Annotated in this window: 19 protein-coding genes; 8 read left to right on the forward strand and 11 right to left on the reverse strand. The window is 59.9% G+C overall.

From position 1 onward, the window contains the following. Window positions 1-333: 333 nt before the first annotated feature. The 5 genes from Q0K06_RS11870 (at window position 334) to Q0K06_RS11890 (ending at window position 8,040) form a co-directional block, all read left to right on the forward strand. A complete protein-coding gene (locus Q0K06_RS11870) occupies window positions 334-924 on the forward strand; it encodes a DUF1700 domain-containing protein (protein ID WP_294552776.1) in 591 nt (196 codons plus the stop codon). Next, complete coding sequence (locus Q0K06_RS11875; protein WP_294552777.1) at window positions 921-1,847, forward strand: DUF4097 family beta strand repeat-containing protein; 927 nt, start codon at window positions 921-923, stop codon at window positions 1,845-1,847. The genes Q0K06_RS11870 and Q0K06_RS11875 overlap by 4 nt, the downstream gene beginning before the upstream one ends. A 146-nt stretch (window positions 1,848-1,993) precedes the next feature. Continuing rightward, the gene (locus tag Q0K06_RS11880) at window positions 1,994-4,129 is read left to right on the forward strand and encodes an LTA synthase family protein (RefSeq protein ID WP_294552778.1); all 2,136 of its coding nucleotides are present in this window, start codon (window positions 1,994-1,996) and stop codon (window positions 4,127-4,129) included. Window positions 4,130-4,305: 176 nt separating this feature from the next. Continuing rightward, entirely contained in the window at window positions 4,306-5,169 is an 864-nt protein-coding gene (locus Q0K06_RS11885) for an undecaprenyl-diphosphate phosphatase (protein WP_294552779.1), read from the forward strand. A gap of 138 nt (window positions 5,170-5,307) precedes the next feature. Further along, window positions 5,308-8,040, forward strand: coding sequence for a DNA translocase FtsK (locus tag Q0K06_RS11890; protein WP_294552780.1), 2,733 nt, complete (start codon window positions 5,308-5,310; stop codon window positions 8,038-8,040). A 222-nt stretch (window positions 8,041-8,262) separates the two neighbouring features. Here the strand turns inward: Q0K06_RS11890 and rplL are convergent, their stop codons facing one another. From rplL to rpmG, 7 genes are all read right to left on the reverse strand, one after another. Beyond that, entirely contained in the window at window positions 8,263-8,637 is a 375-nt protein-coding gene (gene rplL, locus Q0K06_RS11895) for a 50S ribosomal protein L7/L12 (protein ID WP_148316620.1), read from the reverse strand. 58 nt (window positions 8,638-8,695) lie between these two features. Continuing rightward, window positions 8,696-9,229: a 50S ribosomal protein L10 gene (rplJ, locus tag Q0K06_RS11900; protein WP_294552782.1), complete on the reverse strand. Its 534-nt coding sequence runs from the start codon at window positions 9,227-9,229 to the stop codon at window positions 8,696-8,698. 242 nt (window positions 9,230-9,471) lie between these two features. Further along, on the reverse strand, window positions 9,472-10,164 hold the full coding sequence (gene rplA, locus Q0K06_RS11905) for a 50S ribosomal protein L1 (protein WP_294552784.1): 693 nt from the start codon (window positions 10,162-10,164) through the stop codon (window positions 9,472-9,474). A gap of 19 nt (window positions 10,165-10,183) precedes the next feature. Continuing rightward, window positions 10,184-10,609, reverse strand: a complete 426-nt coding sequence (gene rplK, locus Q0K06_RS11910; protein ID WP_294552787.1) for a 50S ribosomal protein L11 — start codon at window positions 10,607-10,609, stop codon at window positions 10,184-10,186. A 127-nt stretch (window positions 10,610-10,736) separates the two neighbouring features. Next, the gene (gene nusG, locus Q0K06_RS11915) at window positions 10,737-11,261 is read right to left on the reverse strand and encodes a transcription termination/antitermination protein NusG (protein ID WP_294552791.1); all 525 of its coding nucleotides are present in this window, start codon (window positions 11,259-11,261) and stop codon (window positions 10,737-10,739) included. Between the two features lie 11 nt (window positions 11,262-11,272). Further along, window positions 11,273-11,584 carry a preprotein translocase subunit SecE gene (gene secE / locus Q0K06_RS11920; protein ID WP_294552793.1) on the reverse strand — a complete coding sequence of 104 codons (312 nt, stop codon included), beginning with the start codon at window positions 11,582-11,584 and terminating at the stop codon, window positions 11,273-11,275. A gap of 41 nt (window positions 11,585-11,625) precedes the next feature. Further along, window positions 11,626-11,790, reverse strand: coding sequence for a 50S ribosomal protein L33 (rpmG, locus tag Q0K06_RS11925; RefSeq protein ID WP_006574556.1), 165 nt, complete (start codon window positions 11,788-11,790; stop codon window positions 11,626-11,628). 382 nt (window positions 11,791-12,172) lie between these two features. On the opposite strand from rpmG, the gene Q0K06_RS13940 reads away from it, so the two are divergent. The 3 genes from Q0K06_RS13940 to ruvX are packed head-to-tail and all read left to right on the forward strand — an operon-like array spanning window position 12,173 to window position 13,543. Next, window positions 12,173-12,562 (forward strand): autorepressor SdpR family transcription factor, encoded by a 390-nt coding sequence (locus Q0K06_RS13940; protein WP_365925716.1) that lies wholly within the window; start codon window positions 12,173-12,175, stop codon window positions 12,560-12,562. Continuing rightward, window positions 12,450-13,127 carry an SdpI family protein gene (locus Q0K06_RS11935; protein WP_294552796.1) on the forward strand — a complete coding sequence of 226 codons (678 nt, stop codon included), beginning with the start codon at window positions 12,450-12,452 and terminating at the stop codon, window positions 13,125-13,127. Before Q0K06_RS13940 ends, Q0K06_RS11935 begins: the two co-directional genes overlap by 113 nt. Continuing rightward, window positions 13,124-13,543 (forward strand): Holliday junction resolvase RuvX, encoded by a 420-nt coding sequence (ruvX, locus tag Q0K06_RS11940; protein ID WP_294552798.1) that lies wholly within the window; start codon window positions 13,124-13,126, stop codon window positions 13,541-13,543. The genes Q0K06_RS11935 and ruvX overlap by 4 nt, the downstream gene beginning before the upstream one ends. Here the strand turns inward: ruvX and Q0K06_RS11945 are convergent. The 4 genes from Q0K06_RS11945 to Q0K06_RS11960 form a co-directional block, all read right to left on the reverse strand. Further along, window positions 13,518-13,910 carry a sulfite exporter TauE/SafE family protein gene (locus Q0K06_RS11945; RefSeq protein WP_294552800.1) on the reverse strand — a complete coding sequence of 131 codons (393 nt, stop codon included), beginning with the start codon at window positions 13,908-13,910 and terminating at the stop codon, window positions 13,518-13,520. The genes ruvX and Q0K06_RS11945 overlap by 26 nt on opposite strands. Next, complete coding sequence (locus Q0K06_RS11950; protein ID WP_294552802.1) at window positions 13,910-14,272, reverse strand: sulfite exporter TauE/SafE family protein; 363 nt, start codon at window positions 14,270-14,272, stop codon at window positions 13,910-13,912. Before Q0K06_RS11950 ends, Q0K06_RS11945 begins: the two co-directional genes overlap by 1 nt. Window positions 14,273-14,328: 56 nt before the next feature. Then, window positions 14,329-15,054, reverse strand: a complete 726-nt coding sequence (locus Q0K06_RS11955) for a tRNA threonylcarbamoyladenosine dehydratase (protein ID WP_294552804.1) — start codon at window positions 15,052-15,054, stop codon at window positions 14,329-14,331. A gap of 71 nt (window positions 15,055-15,125) precedes the next feature. Further along, window positions 15,126-16,715: a peptidylprolyl isomerase gene (locus tag Q0K06_RS11960; protein ID WP_294552806.1), complete on the reverse strand. Its 1,590-nt coding sequence runs from the start codon at window positions 16,713-16,715 to the stop codon at window positions 15,126-15,128. Window positions 16,716-16,833 lie beyond the last annotated feature (118 nt).

Genomic DNA, 16,833 nt, shown 5'->3' on the forward strand with positions numbered 1-16,833 from the left:
ATTACATAATATAACAAAAACGCAGAGATTACAAGCCTAACCTAGTAAATTACCGGGTATTCCGAACATGGAAATTTGGGAAGCCGGACGGCAGAAAATTTGGTGAAAACGTGGGAAAATAGACAAAAGAGAGGAATTGTTTTCCGGGCCAGGGGAAAAACGGCATTTTGGAAACGGACAAGAGGAAAAACAGTAAAGCGGCCAGATTTTTATCTGATTTTAAGAATTTCTCCATGGCCCATTAAAGAAAGGACAGGTATACTGAAAACAGTAAAATCACCGCGGTGGAGTCTGCCGCAAAATATACGCCAGCGCAGGAAGAGGGGAACCGACATGAGCGAGCAGGAGTACCTGAGTGAGCTGTCAAGCTATCTTACCGGACGGATATCCCGCCGGGAGCTGGAGAGCATTCTGAAATATTATAAGGAGTATTTTGAGGAGAAGGGGCCTGATGAGGCCTGGCGGGCCGAGGAAGAACTGGGCACGCCGGCCGAGGCGGCGGGTCGTCTTCTCGGCTCCAGGTCCCGCCCGGCCGGATGGGAGCCGCATGAGCCCCGCCGATGGACGCGGGGACAGATAACGGCGCTGGTTCTCCTCTCTCCCATCTGGGCGCCGCTCTTACTGGCCGCTGCGGCGGCGGTGCTTGGAATTGCGCTGTGTCTGCTGGGAATGGCGGCCTGCGTCGCCGCTGGTGGAATCGCCTGTGTGTTGGGCGGACTGTTCGTGGTGTGGTGCGGCATCACCCAGATTTTTAACAGCGTACCCACCACCTTGTTTTTTGCCGGTCTGGGCTCCTTTGCCGCGGCGCTGGGCCTGCTGATTTTCCTGGGGGGCGCGGCCCTGTGCATGCTCTGGTGCAAAGGACTGGCCGCTCTGGCGGGCCGGATGGTCCGGGGTAGAAGAAGAGAGGAGGCGGCAGCATGAAGGGACTGACCAGGCTGATTGTGGGCATTGCGGCGCCCCTCTTCCTTGTGGGCATAGTGCTCTCCGGCGTGGGCTGGGCCATGGGTGCTGAGACATCCATCCGGGTTCCGACAGGAGATAAGCAGATTTACATAGGCGGAGATAGCATCGGCCTCTCCGGCTGGAGCAGCGCGTCTGGGACGGACACGGGCGCGGTGGTGGACACGGAACTGTCCCCCTTCACCAGTTTGGAGGTGGAGCTGTCCATCGGAGATGTGACGGTCTCTGCCGGCGAGACCTACGGCATCCGGCTGGACAGCGGAAGCCGGGCGCTGAAGTACAGCCTGGAGGACGGCGTGCTGAAGGTATGGGACGAGCGGCCCGCAGGCATGCAGTTCTCCGAGCGGGGCGGCAGCGTTGAGATTTTCCTTCCTGACGGCGCGGAGCTTGCGGATGCGGATATTACCAGCTCCGCGGGCGGCCTGGAGCTGAAAAACCTCCGGGCAGGAACCCTTTCCGTGCAGGCGGATCTGGGAGACATAATAGTTGACGGGCTTCGGGCGGACAGTGCTGTATTGACAGCCGAATGCGGCACTGTAAACCTGACCGGTGTGGAGGCGGAAGAATTGGAGGCAAACCTGTCTCTGGGCGATATGGCCGCCACCGGGCTTGTGGTCACGGACCGGCTGACCGTCACCAACGACATGGGAGGGGCCTCCCTGGAAGGTGAACTGGGGGAGCGTGTCAGCGTAACAGTGGACATGGGTGACATCAGCGCCTGCCCCTCCAGAGCGGAGCAGTGGTATGGGTACGAGCTGAGCACCGGCATGGGGGAGATTACCGTGAATGGGAAGCAGCGCGGGGCCTATGCCTCTCAGGAGGGGGAGAGGGGAACCATGGAGCTTCAAAGCGATATGGGCAGCATTACAGTCCGCTTTCCCTGAAGCAGGCCGGGAGTTGGAAACGCATCCTGAAATAGTTCAGGATGCGTTTCTTATTTTTGGGGGGAAATGCCGTTGACACAGGGAAGGAAGGACGATAAAATAGCACCTGACTATAATCGTGAATTTTAACCCTGAGGGTGAATGGTTTGGCCAAGAAAAAGGGAAAACATAACGCGCTGGAGGAGCGGCGGCGGAAGAACCGCCGGCGGCAGAACGCCGAGCGGGCAGCACGGTTGGCGCGGGAGGCATTGCCTCCGGAGGAAGAGCAGCTGATACAGACGGCTGTCTCGGTTGCTGTGGCGGAGCCCGGCGACAGGTCCACAGAGCCTGTAGTGAAAGATGAGGCGCCCGGGGCCGGTAAAGCGCAGGACGGAGGCGGGCGGCATTTTCTGTTGGGCAGAAAGGGGCCGGAGGCCAGGGCGCCCTGGCGGTACCACGCCTGGGTGTGGTACCTGATGGTGTTCCTCCTTCCTCTGGCCGTGCTGATTGCCACACAGCTCATCACAGTTCAGTCGGTGGAGGAGACAGTGGCCTGGATCGGCCAGAATTCTGCCGCGTTTGGCCTGGGATATCTGCTGCTGCTTGCTTGTGAAGGCGTCTTGCTTGCCATTACCGGCGGCATCTTTTCTGCCGGCTTGATTCTGGCAGTGCCCATGCTGACCATGTCCATCTCCAGCTATTTTAAGGAAGTGGTCAACGGCGTACCCCTGATGGTCAGCGACCTGGCCATGGCCACCCACATGGGCACCATCGCCGGCTTTATGAAGCCGGGCATGAGCTTCGGCGTCTGCACCATCCCCGCTGTGCTGCTGGTGTTTGTCCTGCTGGCGCTGACGCTGCTCTTTGCCCGGCGTCCCCGGCGCATCCGGTGGTATGCCTCTCTGATTGTGGGCCTGTGCGGTGTGCTGGTGCTGGTGGGGTCGGCTAACCTGCCCCTGACCCGGGATTTTCTCAGCGGGCCCGAGGATGAGATTCAGGCCGAGCGCAACGACCGCCTGGGCTTCCTGCTGGGCATGTACAGCGGCGTGCTGGACAGCGCGGTGCAGGAGCCGGACGCCTACAATGAGAACAACATGAACGGCATCCTTCTGAAGGTGAAACGGAACGCGGCATCCACCCAGACGCCGGACGTGCAGCCCAACGTGATTATGCTCATGTCGGAGAGCTTCTGCGACCCGGAGGCGGTGCTGCCCGGGGTGGAGTTTGAGGACGACCCCATCCCCAACTACCGGGCGCTGGCGGAGGAGTGGCCCTCGGGCAAATTCCTCTCCAACACATATGCCGGCGGCACTGGCAACGTGGAGATGGAGGTTATGACCGGCATCCCCGTTGCCTTTGTGGGGGAGGGGGAGGACCTGACCTCCCTCCAGGACGAGACGGCCTATGACCGGGCGCCCTCTATTATCAAGGCTTTCTCCGCCCAGGGGTATGCCACCGAGTTTGTGCACTCCTATACCGCGCGGCTCTACAACCGGGAGGAGAATTTTGAGAAGATCGGCTTTGACAAGCTGGTGTTTGAGGAGGACTTCCCCGAGGATGCGGATCGGGAGGGCCCCTATCTCTCCGACATGGCCCTGACCGAGATGCTGATTTCGGAGTTTGAGAACCGGGACAAGAGTAAGCCGCTTCTCCTTTATGGACTTTCCATGGAGAACCACCAGCCCTACTATGCCGGGAAATTTGAGGAGAGCTCCGGCCTGGACTTCTCCAGCGACAAGCTGGGAGAGGAGGAGATGGGCTCCATCGATGCGCTGCTCCATGGTATCCACGATGCGGACGCTGCCCTGGGCGCTCTGCTGGAGTATTTTGAGCAGTGTGAGGAGCCGGTGATTGTGATTTTCTGGGGCGACCATCTGCCGGGGCTGTCTATGGACGAGGAGAACACCATCTACTCGGAGCTGGGCTACTCCAGTACGGCGGACACCAAGTCCTGGTCCCCGGAGGAGCTCAAGCGGATGCACACGACCCGCTTCCTGGTGTGGAACAACTACGGTGCGGATTTGGATGTACCTGAGACAGTAAGCGCCACCAGCCTGGGCGTCCATATCCTGGACTGGGCCGGAGTGCCCCGTCCGCTGTATTTCCAGTGGGTGGATATGGCGCTGGAGGATATGCTGCTCTACCGCCAGCGGCTTTATGTGGCCGCGGACGGTACGCCGTACTATGAACCGCCGGAGGAGGATGCAGATACAGTAGATACCTACCGTACCATTGTCTACGATATTCTCTACGGACAGGGTTACATCGCCCAGGCCATGACCGAGCCGGTGCAGAGAAAATGAGAATAGCCATCCAGCGCGGCAGCTCGCAAGAGCTGCCGCGCTGCTGTCTGTAAAAGAAATTGTTGACATAATTCCAAGAAAAATGATGGAAATGTCAGGCCGCTTGTGGTAATATAGTTTATATGCGCCCGCCTGTCCCAGATGAGGCGGGACTACATATGCATGGAGGAAATATTATGAACTATCTGATGTCCATCCTGATGGGCTTTATTCAGGGCGTGGCAGAGTTTCTGCCCATTTCCAGCTCAGGACACCTGACCCTCTTTCAGGCTTTTTTCGGCATGGAGAATATGGAGGAGACCCATATGTTCTTCACCGTGCTGCTCCACTTTGGCACGCTTATCTCCGTGTGCATTGTGTACTGGAAAGACATTGTTGACATGATCCGGGAGTTTTTCCTGGGCATCCGGGCCCTGGTGGTGCGGGATGAGGGCGCGGGCAAGCCGCCAGCCGCCCGGCGGATGGTGATGCTTATCGTGGTGGCCACTCTCCCGCTGCTGGTGATGGTCTTTTTCAAGAATATACTGGAGCAGGTATTTTCCAATCCCATTCTGGTGTCCTGCATGCTGCTGCTGACCGGCTTTATCCTCTTCTTCTCCGACCGGCTGGCCCGGGGCCGCAAGACCGCCAAAAACGCCGCGGTGACGGACGCGCTGGTGGTGGGATGCGCCCAGGCGGTGGCCGTTATTCCCGGCATTTCCCGCTCCGGCGCCACCATCTCTGCCGGTATGCTCCGGGGTTTTGACCGGAATTTTGCCGTCCGGTTTTCCTTCCTCATGTCGCTGCCCGCCGTGGTTGGCGCTACGCTGCTGGAGCTGAAGGACGCCGTCACCGCGCCTAACTTCGCTGAACAGGTAGTGCCCCTTCTGCCGGTCTACCTGGTGGGCGTTGTGGTGTCCGCCGTTGTGGGCTATTTCGCCATCGGGCTGGTCAAGTCCCTGGCGGACAAGGGTAAGTTCGGCAGCTTTGCCTACTACTGCTGGGCGGTGGGCGCTGTGTCCCTGATTGCGGGTATCCTCAAGTTTGTAATTTTTGCCTGAGCAGGTCTGTCCTCTGTTTTGCCATAATATCTGCTGAATAAACCGCAAATCGATCTGTTCCCGCGGCGGCAGCTGCTTTTAAAGCTTTCGGCTTTGTTCAGTACGTATTACCATACTCTCCTGAAAGGAATGACGCCCATGGCCACGGCACAAAAGAAAAGCACCGGCGGAAAGCGCACGTCCGCATCCGCCGGAAAGCGGACAGGCGCCGCCGGGAAGAGCGCCGCTGCCGGACGAAAGAAGGCGGCCAGCCAGCCCAGGCCAATCCGCAGGGAAGTGGGGGCGGCGGTCTGTTTCCTCCTGGCCATCTTCGCTGCCTTTGGGTACTTTAACGTCCACGCCATCTTTATTGACTTCTTCTGCGGCATTGTCAAAGGGGGCATTGGGTACGGCTTCTGGCTGGTGCCTCCCATGCTGCTGGTGTCCAGTGTGGTTCTCATGTTCCACCGGGGGCGGCCTGTGCGTCTGCGGGTATGGTGTGCCATGCTCTTTCCGGTGCTGATGGGCGCTCTGCTCCACCTGATGCTGGCCCAGGACAGCTATCAGTGGGACAGTGCCCTCATCAAGAACCTGTGGACCCAGGGACAGGCCATGTCCAGCGGCGGGCTGGTCAGCGGCCTTATCGCCATGGGATTTACCGCTGTGTTCAGTAGGATTGGCGCCGGTGTGGTCTTTATCCTGGGTGGGGCTATGATGGTGATGACGGTGTGCAATGTGACCATCGTGGATATTGTGGATGCCATTCGTAACCGGCCCCATCCTGAGTACGAGGAAGAGGAGCTGCCTGAGCCCCGCTCCCACAGCAGGCGTCCAGCTCCCGTCCCGGTCTCTGCGCCGGCTGAGAAACCTGCCCCAATCGGCCGCAGGCGGCCTGTCATTGATATTCCGGTGGACGAGGTCCCGGCGGAGTCTCCGCCTGCTGAAACGCCAGAGAAGCCCCAAGAGCCTTCCCAGGAGGTTAAGCCCAAGAAGGATCGGCTGTTCAACCGCCGTCCTTCTGTGCCAACCCCCGACCAGGTGCTCACCGCCTCAGTGGCCGAGGCGGCGGCAGAGGAGCGTCCCTTCACCACGCCCGAGCCTCAGCCTGAGGATCCTACTGTCAACCCGATGCCTGTACGTCCGCCCGAACCCTTCCAGCCCGCCCCCGCCGCCCCTGTCACCCCGGCCCCTGCGCCCCCCATGCCTGAGATTGAGCGGGAACCCGCTGTGCCCAAGGTGAAGGGCAAAGAAGCCGCCCAGGCCGCCGCGGAGGTGGCCCAGGAGGTGGAGAAGAGCCTGAGCCAGCCAGGCGGCGCCTACCAGTACCCGCCCCTTTCCCTGCTGAAAGAGGGGGACAGCATTGTGGGCGCCGAGGCCATCGGCGAGCTCAAGGCCAACCAGGTCCGGCTGTCCGACACCATCCGTTCCTTCGGTATTGACGCCAACATTGTCAATGTGACCCGGGGCCCCTCGGTGACCCGGTACGAGCTGGAGCTGGACCAGGGCGTCCGGCTCAACAAGCTGACCAACCTGTCCGATGACATCGCCCTGGCCCTGGGCGCTACCGGCGTGCGTATCGCCCCCATCCCGGACAAGATCTCCATGGTGGGCATCGAGGTGCCCAACAAGCTGGTGTCCCCGGTGTACATCAACGAGGTCATCGACTCCCGGGAGTTCCGGGACAATCCTTCCAAGGTGGCCTTTGCCGTGGGAAAGGACATCGGCGGCAACTGCATCGTGGGCAACATCGCCAAGCTGCCCCATCTGCTGATTGCCGGTACCACCGGCTCCGGTAAGTCGGTGTGCACCAACTCCCTCATTATCTCCCTGCTCTACAAGGCTACCCCCGACGAGGTGCGCCTCATCATGGTGGACCCCAAGATGGTGGAGCTGGGTATCTACAACGGCATTCCCCACCTGCTCATCCCCGTGGTAACCGACCCCAAGAAGGCCGCCGGCGCCCTCCAGTGGGCGGTGGTGGAGATGATGAAGCGGTACCGTGCCTTCTCCGAGGTGGGCGTCCGTGACCTGGCGTCCTACAACGCCCACGCCGCCCGCACCGAAGGTATGGAGAAGATGCCCCAGATTGTGGTGGTCATCGACGAGCTGGCCGACCTGATGCTGGTGGCCGCCAAGGAGGTGGAGGAATCCATCTGCCGCGTGGCCCAGATGGGCCGTGCCGCCGGCATGCACCTGATCATCGCTACCCAGCGGCCTTCCGCCGACGTGATTACCGGACTGATGAAGGCCAACATCCCCAGCCGCATCGCCTTTGCCGTTGCCTCCTCTCTGGAGTCCCGCATCATTCTGGACACCACCGGCGCCGAGAAGCTGGTGGGCAAGGGAGATATGCTTTATTTCCCCCTGGGCACTGGAAAACCCAAGCGGGTCCAGGGCTGTCTCATCTCCGATGAGGAGGTGGCGGCCGTAGTGGACTTCATCAAAAAGCAGAGCGGCTCGGCCGAGTATGACGAGGCCATCATCCACGAGATTGAAAAGCATGCCGCTGAGAAGGATAAGCAGGGGAAGGGGGGCGGTTCTTCCGCCGCCGAGGAGTCCGGCGGAGATTACGACGAGCTGCTGCCCGCCGCTATCGAAGTGGTGGTGGAGACCGGCATGGCCAGCGTCTCCATGCTCCAGCGCCGTCTGAAGCTGGGCTACTCCCGGGCTGCCCGCCTAGTGGACCAGATGGAGGAGAAGGGCGTGGTAGGGCCTTTTGAGGGTTCCAAACCCCGGCAGGTGCTCATCAGCAAGGAGCAGTGGCAGGAGATGCAGTTCCGCCAGGGAATGGTGGATACAGCCCCTGACGCTGGTCCCGTCCCTGATGAGCTGGCCTTTGAAGGAGACGCCATTCCCCAGAGCCGGGAGATGCCTCCCTTTGATGCAGACTAGGTAATTGAGAAGTTAAAAATCCTCCGTATGCAATGTGCATACGGAGGATTTTTGTTGTTTTGAAACTGCGGGGGAAGAGGGCGTTTCTGTTAAATTGGATAGGCAATAGAAAGCGGAAAAAGATAACCAGGTCTCTATACCGCCATTTTCCAAAGAGAAAAACCCGGACCTGCGGCAAAACCACAGGTCCGGGTTGGTGCTGTGTGAAGTGGGGGAGGAGACTTACTTCAGCTCCACCTTGGCGCCCACATCCTCGAGCTTCTTCTTCAGCTCCTCGGCCTCGTCCTTGGAGACACCCTCCTTGACGGCCTTGGGAGCGGCCTCGACAACAGCCTTGGCCTCAGCCAGGCCCAGGCCGGTGATCTCACGGACAGCCTTGATGACCTTGATCTTCTCAGCGCCGACCTCAGCCAGGACGACGTCGAACTCGGTCTTCTCCTCAGCAGCGGGAGCGGCGGCACCGGCAGCAGCGGGAGCAGCCATAGCGGCGGCGGAAACGCCGAACTCCTCCTCCAGAGCGTGAACGAGCTCGGAGAGCTCCAGAACGGTCAGGCCCTTAACCTCTTCGATGAGGGCAGTAATCTTCTCAGAAGCCATGATATGTTACCTCCTAAAATAAATATCTGAAGTGTGGTAGTTGTGCGGGGGATAGGGGTTACGCCTCGGCGGAAGCAGTCTCCTCCACGGAGCCGCCCTGCTTCTCGGCAATCGCCTTGATGACGATGGCCAGGCTGGTGATGGGAGCCAGCATGGTGCCCAGGACCTGAGCCTGCAGAACCTCCTTGGAGGGCAGCTCAGCCAGAGCGCTGACCTCGTCCAGGGACAGAACCTTGCCGTCCATGAAACCGGCCTTGATGACAAACTTAGCGCCGTTGAACTGCTTGGCGAACTTGTTCACCACGCGCATGGGAGCGATGGGATCGCTGTGGCTGATGGCCAGGGAAGTAGTGCCGTTGAGCACGTCGTCCAGAGCCTCCATACCGCAGTTATTGATGGCAAAACGGACCAGGGTGTTCTTCACAACGGCGTAATCAACGTCGTTCTTGCGCAGCTCGGCGCGCAGAGCGGTGTCCTCGGCCACAGTGATGCCCTTATAATCCACCAGAACGCCGCTGGCAGCGCCCTTGAGCTTCTCGGTCAGCTCGGCCACGATGGCCTGCTTCTCGCTGAGAACCTTTGCGTTAGGCATGTGGGATTCACCTCCAGAAAAATAAAGTGCTGTTTCGCGTCCAAAGACACAAAACAGCACAAAACAAACGTCTATACTGCATTCTCGGCAGGATTTACTGTGCGGACACAACCTGCTGTCTCTGAACACGAAAGATAGTATAACAGCCCGGAAAAAGGTTGTCAACTAAAAAATGAAAAATTTTCTCCCAAGGCAGTATCCAGGGGGGAATTTTCCCCTGGATACTGCGCATGGGGCGGAAATTACATCAGCTTGGCGCCGTTGATCTTCACGCCGGGGCCCATGGTGGAGGCCACCACGCAGCTGCGGATATACTGACCCTTGGCAGCGGAGGGCTTGGCCTTCACAATAGCGCCCATGAGGGCGTTGAAGTTCTCGGTCAGCTTCTCGGCGCCGAAGGACACCTTGCCGATGGGGCAGTGGATGATATTGGTCTTGTCCAGACGGTACTCGACCTTACCGGCCTTGATCTCCTTGACGGCCTTGGCCACGTCGGGGGTGACGGTGCCGGCCTTGGGGGAGGGCATCAGGCCCTTGGGGCCCAGGACCTTACCGAGACGGCCCACAACGCCCATCATGTCGGGGCTGGCCACGACCACATCGTAGTCGAACCAGTTCTCCTGCTGGATCTTCTGGACCATGTCCATCTCGCCGACAAAGTCGGCGCCGGCCTCACGGGCGGCCTCAGCCTTGTCGCCCTTAGCGAACACCAGGACGCGGGCGGTCTTGCCGGTGCCGTGGGGGAGGACGATAGCGCCGCGGACCTGCTGGTCGGCGTGACGGGAGTCAACGCCCAGCTTCACGTGAAGCTCGACGGTCTCATCGAACTTGGCGGGGGCGGTCTTGACCACCAGGCTCATGGCCTCGGCGGTATCGTACAGAGCGGCCTTGTCGATCTGCTTGGCGCTCTCCTGATATTTCTTGCCTCTAAACATTTCCTGCTACCTCCTTCGCTTAGTCGCCCACCAGGACGCCCATGGAGCGGGCAGTACCGGCGATCATGCTCATGGCAGACTCAATGCTGGAGGCATTGAGGTCGGGCATCTTGGTCTCGGCGATCTTGCGCACGTCCTCCTTGCTGATGGTGGCCACCTTGGTCTTGTTGGGCACACCGGAGCCGGACTCGATGCCGGCAGCCTTCTTGATGAGAACGGCGGCGGGAGGGGTCTTGGTGACGAAGGTGAAGGAGCGGTCGGCGTAGACGGTGATGATCACGGGGATGATCATGCCCACGTCGTTCTTGGTGCGCTCATTGAATTCCTTCGTGAAAGCGGCGATGTTCACGCCGTGCTGACCGAGGGCGGGGCCGACAGGGGGGGCGGGAGTCGCCTTGCCGGCGGGAATCTGCAGCTTCACGTAACCAGTAACTTTCTGTGCCATTTGAAACAGCACCTCCTACGATAAATGTGGTTGGAACGGCGTCTGCGGGACGCCTCCCACGTGCGGGGGATAGGCCATGCCAGGCATGGCGTGCGGCACAGTGCCGCGGGACGTTTCTCCGGAGAGCTTACGCTTCCACAGGCTCGACCTGGTCCAGGTCCAGCTCCACGGGAGTCTCACGTCCGAACATGGACACCACGATGCGCACTTTTTCGTGCTCCATATCGATATCGTCCACAGTGCCCAGATAGGACTTCAGGGCGCCGTCGGTGATGCGGACATTGTCGCCCACCGCGTAGCCAATCACCACTTCGCGCTTTTCCACGCCAAGAGCGGCAATCTCCGCATCGGAGAGGGGAATGGCCTTGTTGCCGGAGCCGACGAAGCCGGTGGCGCCGCGAACATTGCGGACCAGGTGCCAGGTTTCATCGGTCATCACCATTTTCACCAGCACATACCCGGGGAACACTTTGCGCTCCACGGTCTTGGGGCCGTTGTCGGTGATTTCGGTAACCGTCTCCATAGGGATACTGACCTCCTGGATGAGGTCGTGCATATTGCGGTTCTCAACAGCCTTCTCAATGGAGGCGGCGACGGTGTTCTCATAGCCGGAATAGGTGTGGACAACATACCACTTTGCACTTTCAGCCATGATTTACTCCTTTATGCGCCGGGGTTAAAAAGGTTCAGCAGCGCCTGTACAACGGCGTTGGCCAGGGCGTCGAAAACCCAGATGAAGATGCCCACCACGATAACGCAGGCAATTACGATACCGGTGTTCTTCGCAACCTGCTTCCAACCGGGCCACTGTACCTTCTTCAGCTCGCTCTTCATCTCTTTGAACCATTTAGCGACGCGCGCGAAGAAACCGGGCTTGGACTTTTTCTCGTCCTTTGCCTTCTTGTCGGCTTTGGCGGGAACGGACTTGGCGGCGTCTGCCTGGCCGGCCTGCTCGATCTTCTCGTTTTCAGACATTCAGATACACCCTTCTTTCTTGTGAGCCATATGGAAGCTCATTACTTGGTCTCGTTATGGACCGTGTGCTTTCTGCAGAAGGGGCAGTACTTGTTCAGCTCCAGACGATCAGGAGTGTTCTTCTTGTTCTTGAACGTGTTGTAATTGCGCTGTTTGCACTCGGAGCAGCGCAGGGTGACCTTCACCCGGTTGCCTGCCTTTGCCACTTGTCGGCACCTCCTTTTTCATTTTGGGGCGTTCCAGACATAAAAAATGCTGGACGCGGCCCAATATGCCGAATCCAGCAACGTCCGGGCACAGCGATACTATGCCCCTATGCGCTACGGTGCGGATTCGGCATCATCTGCCTCCCTATGCCCGCCCTCGGCGGCAAAAGGGTTTGCACGTCATTACACCGTAAAAATGCGCACAAAAAAAGCCCTTTTCATAGGTGTTAATAGATTAGCACAGGAGAGGCGGAAAGTCAAGGGTTATTTCAGAAAAAAGTTTTGATTTTGCAGATAACAGCAGAGCGCTTGACAGAAAAAGCGCTGGCTGATAAAATCTATTTAAAGAAAAATTGAAATACTTTCGCAAGGGGGGAGCACTGTGGAGGGCCCGGGGATCTTCAAGGCCCTGTCCGACCCGGTGCGGTGGGAGATCCTGCTGCTGCTGCGGGGCGGAGAACTGCCGGCGGGGGAGATTGCCGCCAGGCTGTCCATGACTGCCGCTGCCGTTTCCTATCACCTAGCCTGCATGAAGCGGGCGGGGCTGATACGGGAGCGGCGGGAGAAGAACTACATCTATTATGAGATGAACGCCACCGTATTGGAGGAGGCTGCGCTCTGGCTAAGCCAGCTGTGCGCCGGAGCAGGGGAGGCGCGCCATGAGGCACGAAAAACTGTGGGGGACGCTGTTTTACATTCTGATGGGGCTGCCGGTGGCGGTGACGTTGGCGGCCCTGCTGGTGCTGCCGGCGGAAATTCCCGCCCACTATGACGCCGCGGGAAATATCACCCGCTGGGGCAGCAAGTATGAGATGCTGCTTTTGCCGCTGCTCACCCTGCTGATGGGCGGCTTTCTTTTAAAGGTATCCCGGTGGAGCAGTCAAAAGTCTACGGAGAACCGGGCTGCCGTGCTGGCCATTGGCTGCGGCGCGCTGCTGGTGTTTAATGTGATGACTGTGGTCTTTCTGGTCAAAGCCTACCGGATTGCCGCCCTGGGGACGGGGCTGGAGCTGTCTGTCAGCCGGATTCTGTTCGGCGTCACGGGGCTGCTGCTCTTCTGCCTGGGCAATGTGATGCCCAAAATCCGGCGCAACGGCTGGTGCGGGGTGCGGACGGCCTGGACCATGGAGAGCGACGGGAACTGGCGCAGAAGTCAGGTGGTGGGCGGCGGCGTCATGATGGCAGCGGGTCTGGTGCTGGCGGCAGGGAATGCGCTTCTGTCAAGCGAGGAGGAGAGCCTGCTGTTCTCCCTGATCTGCGTGGCGCTGATGATACCCGCCCTGCTGATTGCCCTGACGCTGCTGAAACGGAAGATGGAAAAGGAGAGGAACGGATGAGAATTATGGCCATTGACTACGGCGACGCCCGGACGGGGATTGCCATTTCCGACCCCACCGGCCTGCTGGCTGGGTATACGACTGTAATCCATAGCCGGAAGAGCGAGGTGGTGGCGGAGGAGATTGCCCGTCTGGTGGAGGAACACGGGGTTGAGGAGCTGGTGATGGGCTTTCCCCGGAACATGGACGGAACCGAGGGCCCACGGGCAGAGCTGTACCGGGCCTTTGCCGGGCAGGTGGGTCAGGTGACCGGGCTGACGCCAGTCCTGTGGGATGAACGCCGCACTACCGTGGAGGCCCACAACATTCTCCACGCCTCGGGCAAGCGGATGAAGCAGCACAAAAAGACGGTGGACGCAGTGGCGGCCACCCTGATTCTGGAGGGCTACCTCACCCGCCGCCGGACTCAGGGCTGAGTTTGTCCAGCTTTTTGCGGAAGAGCTCGGTGATACCCACATAGAGGAGATAGACCCCGAAGCACCGGCGGAGCAGGTGTACATCCAGCCCAGTGGCAGCCCAGGCGGACAGAGCGGTGCCCAGCAGCCCGGCCAGAATGGCGGGCCAGGCGGCGGCGCGGTCTACATAGCCGTTTTTGATATGGGCGGGCAGGGCGGTGGCGGCGGTGGGGAGGAAGTAGAGCAGGTTGACCCCCTGGGCCAGGTTCTGGGGCACACCGGCGAAGGACGTCATATAGATGAGCAGCAGCGTGCCGCCGCCTACCCCAAAGCCGGAGAGAACTCCGGTGAGGGCGCCTGCCAGAATGGGAAGAAGCCGCTCCACCATCAGAAGAAGAGGGCCTTTACGCCGCCGTAAAGGATGAACAGGGCGAACACCCGGCGGAGCCAGTCCATGTTCAGCCGCCGGAAGAGCCGTCCGCCTGCAAAGCCACCAATCAGCCCGCCGACAAGATAGGGGAGGGCCAGCTGGAAGTCCAGCCCGCCCCGGAAGAAGTAGACGGCGGAGGACAGGGCGCACAGGGGCAGAATGATGGCTACTGAGGTGGCGAAGGCCTTCCGCTGCGCCAGCCCGCACCAGCGGGTAAGCAGGGGGACCAGGACCATGCCGCCCCCGCCGCCGAAGAAACCGTTGGCCACGCCTGCCGCGGCGCCGGACAGAGCACAGCGAATTTTTACCGGAACATGCAAAAAAATCCCTCCCAACGGCACTAGTCTGCCGCCGGGAGGGATTTTCTATTCATGGTTTATTTGTTATCAGGGTTCAGACCGGCCAGGGTCAGTACTACATCGCCCGCCATCATCAGCCCGGCCACCGGCGGCACCCAGGGCACGCTGGCCGGAACGCTCCGGCGGCCCGGAGGCGGAGTCTCCCGCTGGTCGGCGGCATGGGGCAGCTCAGGGGAAAAGAGCACCCGGTGGTGTACGATGCCCCGGCTGCGCAGTTCCTTCCGGACGACCCGTGCCAAAGGACAGCCCTCGGTTTTGGAAATGTCGGTGATGCGGAACTGGGTGGGGTCCAGCTTGTTGCCCGTACCCAGGGCGGAGAGAATGGGAATGCCCCGTTCTATGGCGGTCTGAATCAGGTCCAGTTTGCTGGAGACCATGTCAATGGCGTCCACAATATAGTCGTACCGGACAGAGAAGAAATCCTCCCTGTTTGCCGCCTCGTATTTGGACACCATGGAGCAGACCTTGCAGTCTGGGTTGATGTCTCTCACCCGGGCGGCCATAGCCTCCGCCTTGGGCTGGCCCTGGGTGGACCATAGGGCCTGAATCTGGCGGTTCAGATTGGTTACGCCCACCTCGTCGTGGTCGATAAAGGTCAGCGCGCCGACTCCGGCACGTGCCAGGGCCTCAGCTGCCCAGCTGCCCACGCCGCCCAGACCGAATACCGCCACATGGGCGGCGGAGAGCCTGTCCATGGCATCGGAGCCCAATACCATCTCGGTGCGCAGAAATTGTTCCTTCATGGATACCTCCTGATGAGATGTTAGAAGAGGGGGCGGAGCCAATCGCCCCGCCCCCTCGTGGAAGCTCGATATTAGTCGACGTACTTGAAGCCGTCAGCCTTGACAGCCTCATAGCCTTCGGTGATGCTCTCAATCCAGCTGTTCATGTCGTCGTTCTGGAAGGAGCTCTTGGCGTTGATTTTCCAGGTGGGGTCATCCCAGGACTGGAAGTACATGACGTGCCAGCCATACTGGCCGCTGTTGGTATTTTCCACCAGACCGGTGTCGCCCTCAGTGTGCTCGTTGTCGAAGATCCAGTCATTGAAGGTATCCACCATCCGGCCCTCATAAACCTGGGTGTACAGGCCGCCGTTGGAGGCGGAGCCGGTATCGTCGGAGTACTCCTCGGCCAGCGCGCCGAAGGACTCGGCGGTCTTGTCACCAGCCTCCCACTGGGAGAGAATGTCCTCGGCCTTGGCCTTTGCGGCCTCCATAGCCTCGTCGGTGGGGATGGTGGACTCATCCACGTCCTCAGTGGCGGGGTCATCCTCCTGGGTCAGTTCGGCCTTGATGAGGATGTGGCGGATGTCGGCGGTGGGCGTCTCATCCAGGTAGCGGTCCAGGAACCGGACTACATAGTAGCCGCTGGTGGACTCGAACACGCTCATGTCGCCCTCGGTGCGGGCGGCGTCCTTCAGCCAGTCGCCATAGGTGGAGGTGAGGCTGGAACCGGTGGTCTCAGTGGTGCGGAAGGTGTTGGCGCTGTTTTCCTGAACATAGGCGTCAGCCAGCTCGGCAAAGTCACCGCCGGCCTCTACGTCGGCCATCAGCTTATCGGCGTTGGCCTTGGCGGCTTCCATAGCGGCGGTCTTCTCCTCATCGGTGGCCTCCACAGTGTTGCCGTCCTCGTCGGTAGTGGAGGGGGCGGAACCGGTCAGGAAGGCGACCTCGTAGGAGAAGGTGTCGATGTTGTCCTTGTTCTCGTCGTAATAGGTGGTGTAGTCCTCGTCGGTGTAGGTCAGGGCGCCCCGGTGGTCCTCCTGATACTCGGTGAGCATGATGGCCCGCTTCAGGCAGCTCTCATAGATGCCGGCGGTCATGTGAGTGCCGTAGATGGCCCGCAGGTAGGAGGAGTAGGAATAGCCAGCGGTAGTGGCGGAGTCCTTCATATTGGAGATGGTGGCATTATAGGTCTCTCTGCCGCTGTCGGACAGATCCAGGGAGAAGCCGTCCTTCTCGGCGGAATCCGTGAGGGCGGCCACCTGGGTCAGGGCGTTGAGGGCGGACTCCATGAAGTAGTCGTAATAGGTCTGTGTCTGCTCCTCGTCCACATACTGCTCCTTGGGATCAGTGGTGGGGTCGAAGTTGGTCAGACCGCTGATGCCCATGGCGGAGTACTGGTAGAGCTGGTACTCCTGCTGATAGGCGCTGTTGTAGTAGTAGGCAACTTCACCGGCGGTAAAGTTATGGCCGTTGACGGTCACTGCGGTGGCACGGTTCTGGAAAAAGTTGGAGTTCCAAATAAGCAGCGCGGCGACCAGAATGACCACCACCACGCCGATCACCCAGTACAGAATGGTTTTGCGCTTGGCGGCCTGCGCCTCCTTGGCCTCCTTGAGCTCTTTCTGAGTCAGATTCTGGCCGGCGCTTTGGCGCTGCTTTTTTTCTCTGGATGCGCTCATGAATGTCTCAGTCCTCTCGTTGTAATAGGAAGGCGGGGGGAGCTCTGCCCGCCCGCTCTAACACATCGTTGCATTATACAGGAAAATGAGATAAGTTGCAAGTGTAAAATGTTGTTTG

Origin of the sequence: uncultured Pseudoflavonifractor sp. (assembly GCF_944387805.1) — a bacterium.
In the GTDB taxonomy this organism is placed as follows: Bacteria; Bacillota; Clostridia; order Oscillospirales; family Oscillospiraceae; genus Pseudoflavonifractor.

Excerpts from the sequence above, each read along its gene's own strand:
- Q0K06_RS11870 (WP_294552776.1), top strand. The coding sequence starts at position 334 with ATGAGCGAGCAGGAGTACCTGAGTGAGCTGTCAAGCTATCTTACCGGA.
- Q0K06_RS11875 (WP_294552777.1), top strand. The coding sequence starts at position 921 with ATGAAGGGACTGACCAGGCTGATTGTGGGCATTGCGGCGCCCCTCTTC.
- Q0K06_RS11885 (WP_294552779.1), top strand. The coding sequence starts at position 4,306 with ATGAACTATCTGATGTCCATCCTGATGGGCTTTATTCAGGGCGTGGCA.
- Q0K06_RS11890 (WP_294552780.1), top strand. The coding sequence starts at position 5,308 with ATGGCCACGGCACAAAAGAAAAGCACCGGCGGAAAGCGCACGTCCGCA.
- rplL (WP_148316620.1), bottom strand. The coding sequence starts at position 8,637 with ATGGCTTCTGAGAAGATTACTGCCCTCATCGAAGAGGTTAAGGGCCTG.
- rplJ (WP_294552782.1), bottom strand. The coding sequence starts at position 9,229 with ATGCCTAACGCAAAGGTTCTCAGCGAGAAGCAGGCCATCGTGGCCGAG.
- rplA (WP_294552784.1), bottom strand. The coding sequence starts at position 10,164 with ATGTTTAGAGGCAAGAAATATCAGGAGAGCGCCAAGCAGATCGACAAG.
- rplK (WP_294552787.1), bottom strand. The coding sequence starts at position 10,609 with ATGGCACAGAAAGTTACTGGTTACGTGAAGCTGCAGATTCCCGCCGGC.
- nusG (WP_294552791.1), bottom strand. The coding sequence starts at position 11,261 with ATGGCTGAAAGTGCAAAGTGGTATGTTGTCCACACCTATTCCGGCTAT.
- secE (WP_294552793.1), bottom strand. The coding sequence starts at position 11,584 with ATGTCTGAAAACGAGAAGATCGAGCAGGCCGGCCAGGCAGACGCCGCC.
- Q0K06_RS11935 (WP_294552796.1), top strand. The coding sequence starts at position 12,450 with ATGAGGCACGAAAAACTGTGGGGGACGCTGTTTTACATTCTGATGGGG.
- ruvX (WP_294552798.1), top strand. The coding sequence starts at position 13,124 with ATGAGAATTATGGCCATTGACTACGGCGACGCCCGGACGGGGATTGCC.
- Q0K06_RS11945 (WP_294552800.1), bottom strand. The coding sequence starts at position 13,910 with ATGGTGGAGCGGCTTCTTCCCATTCTGGCAGGCGCCCTCACCGGAGTT.
- Q0K06_RS11955 (WP_294552804.1), bottom strand. The coding sequence starts at position 15,054 with ATGAAGGAACAATTTCTGCGCACCGAGATGGTATTGGGCTCCGATGCC.
- Q0K06_RS11960 (WP_294552806.1), bottom strand. The coding sequence starts at position 16,715 with ATGAGCGCATCCAGAGAAAAAAAGCAGCGCCAAAGCGCCGGCCAGAAT.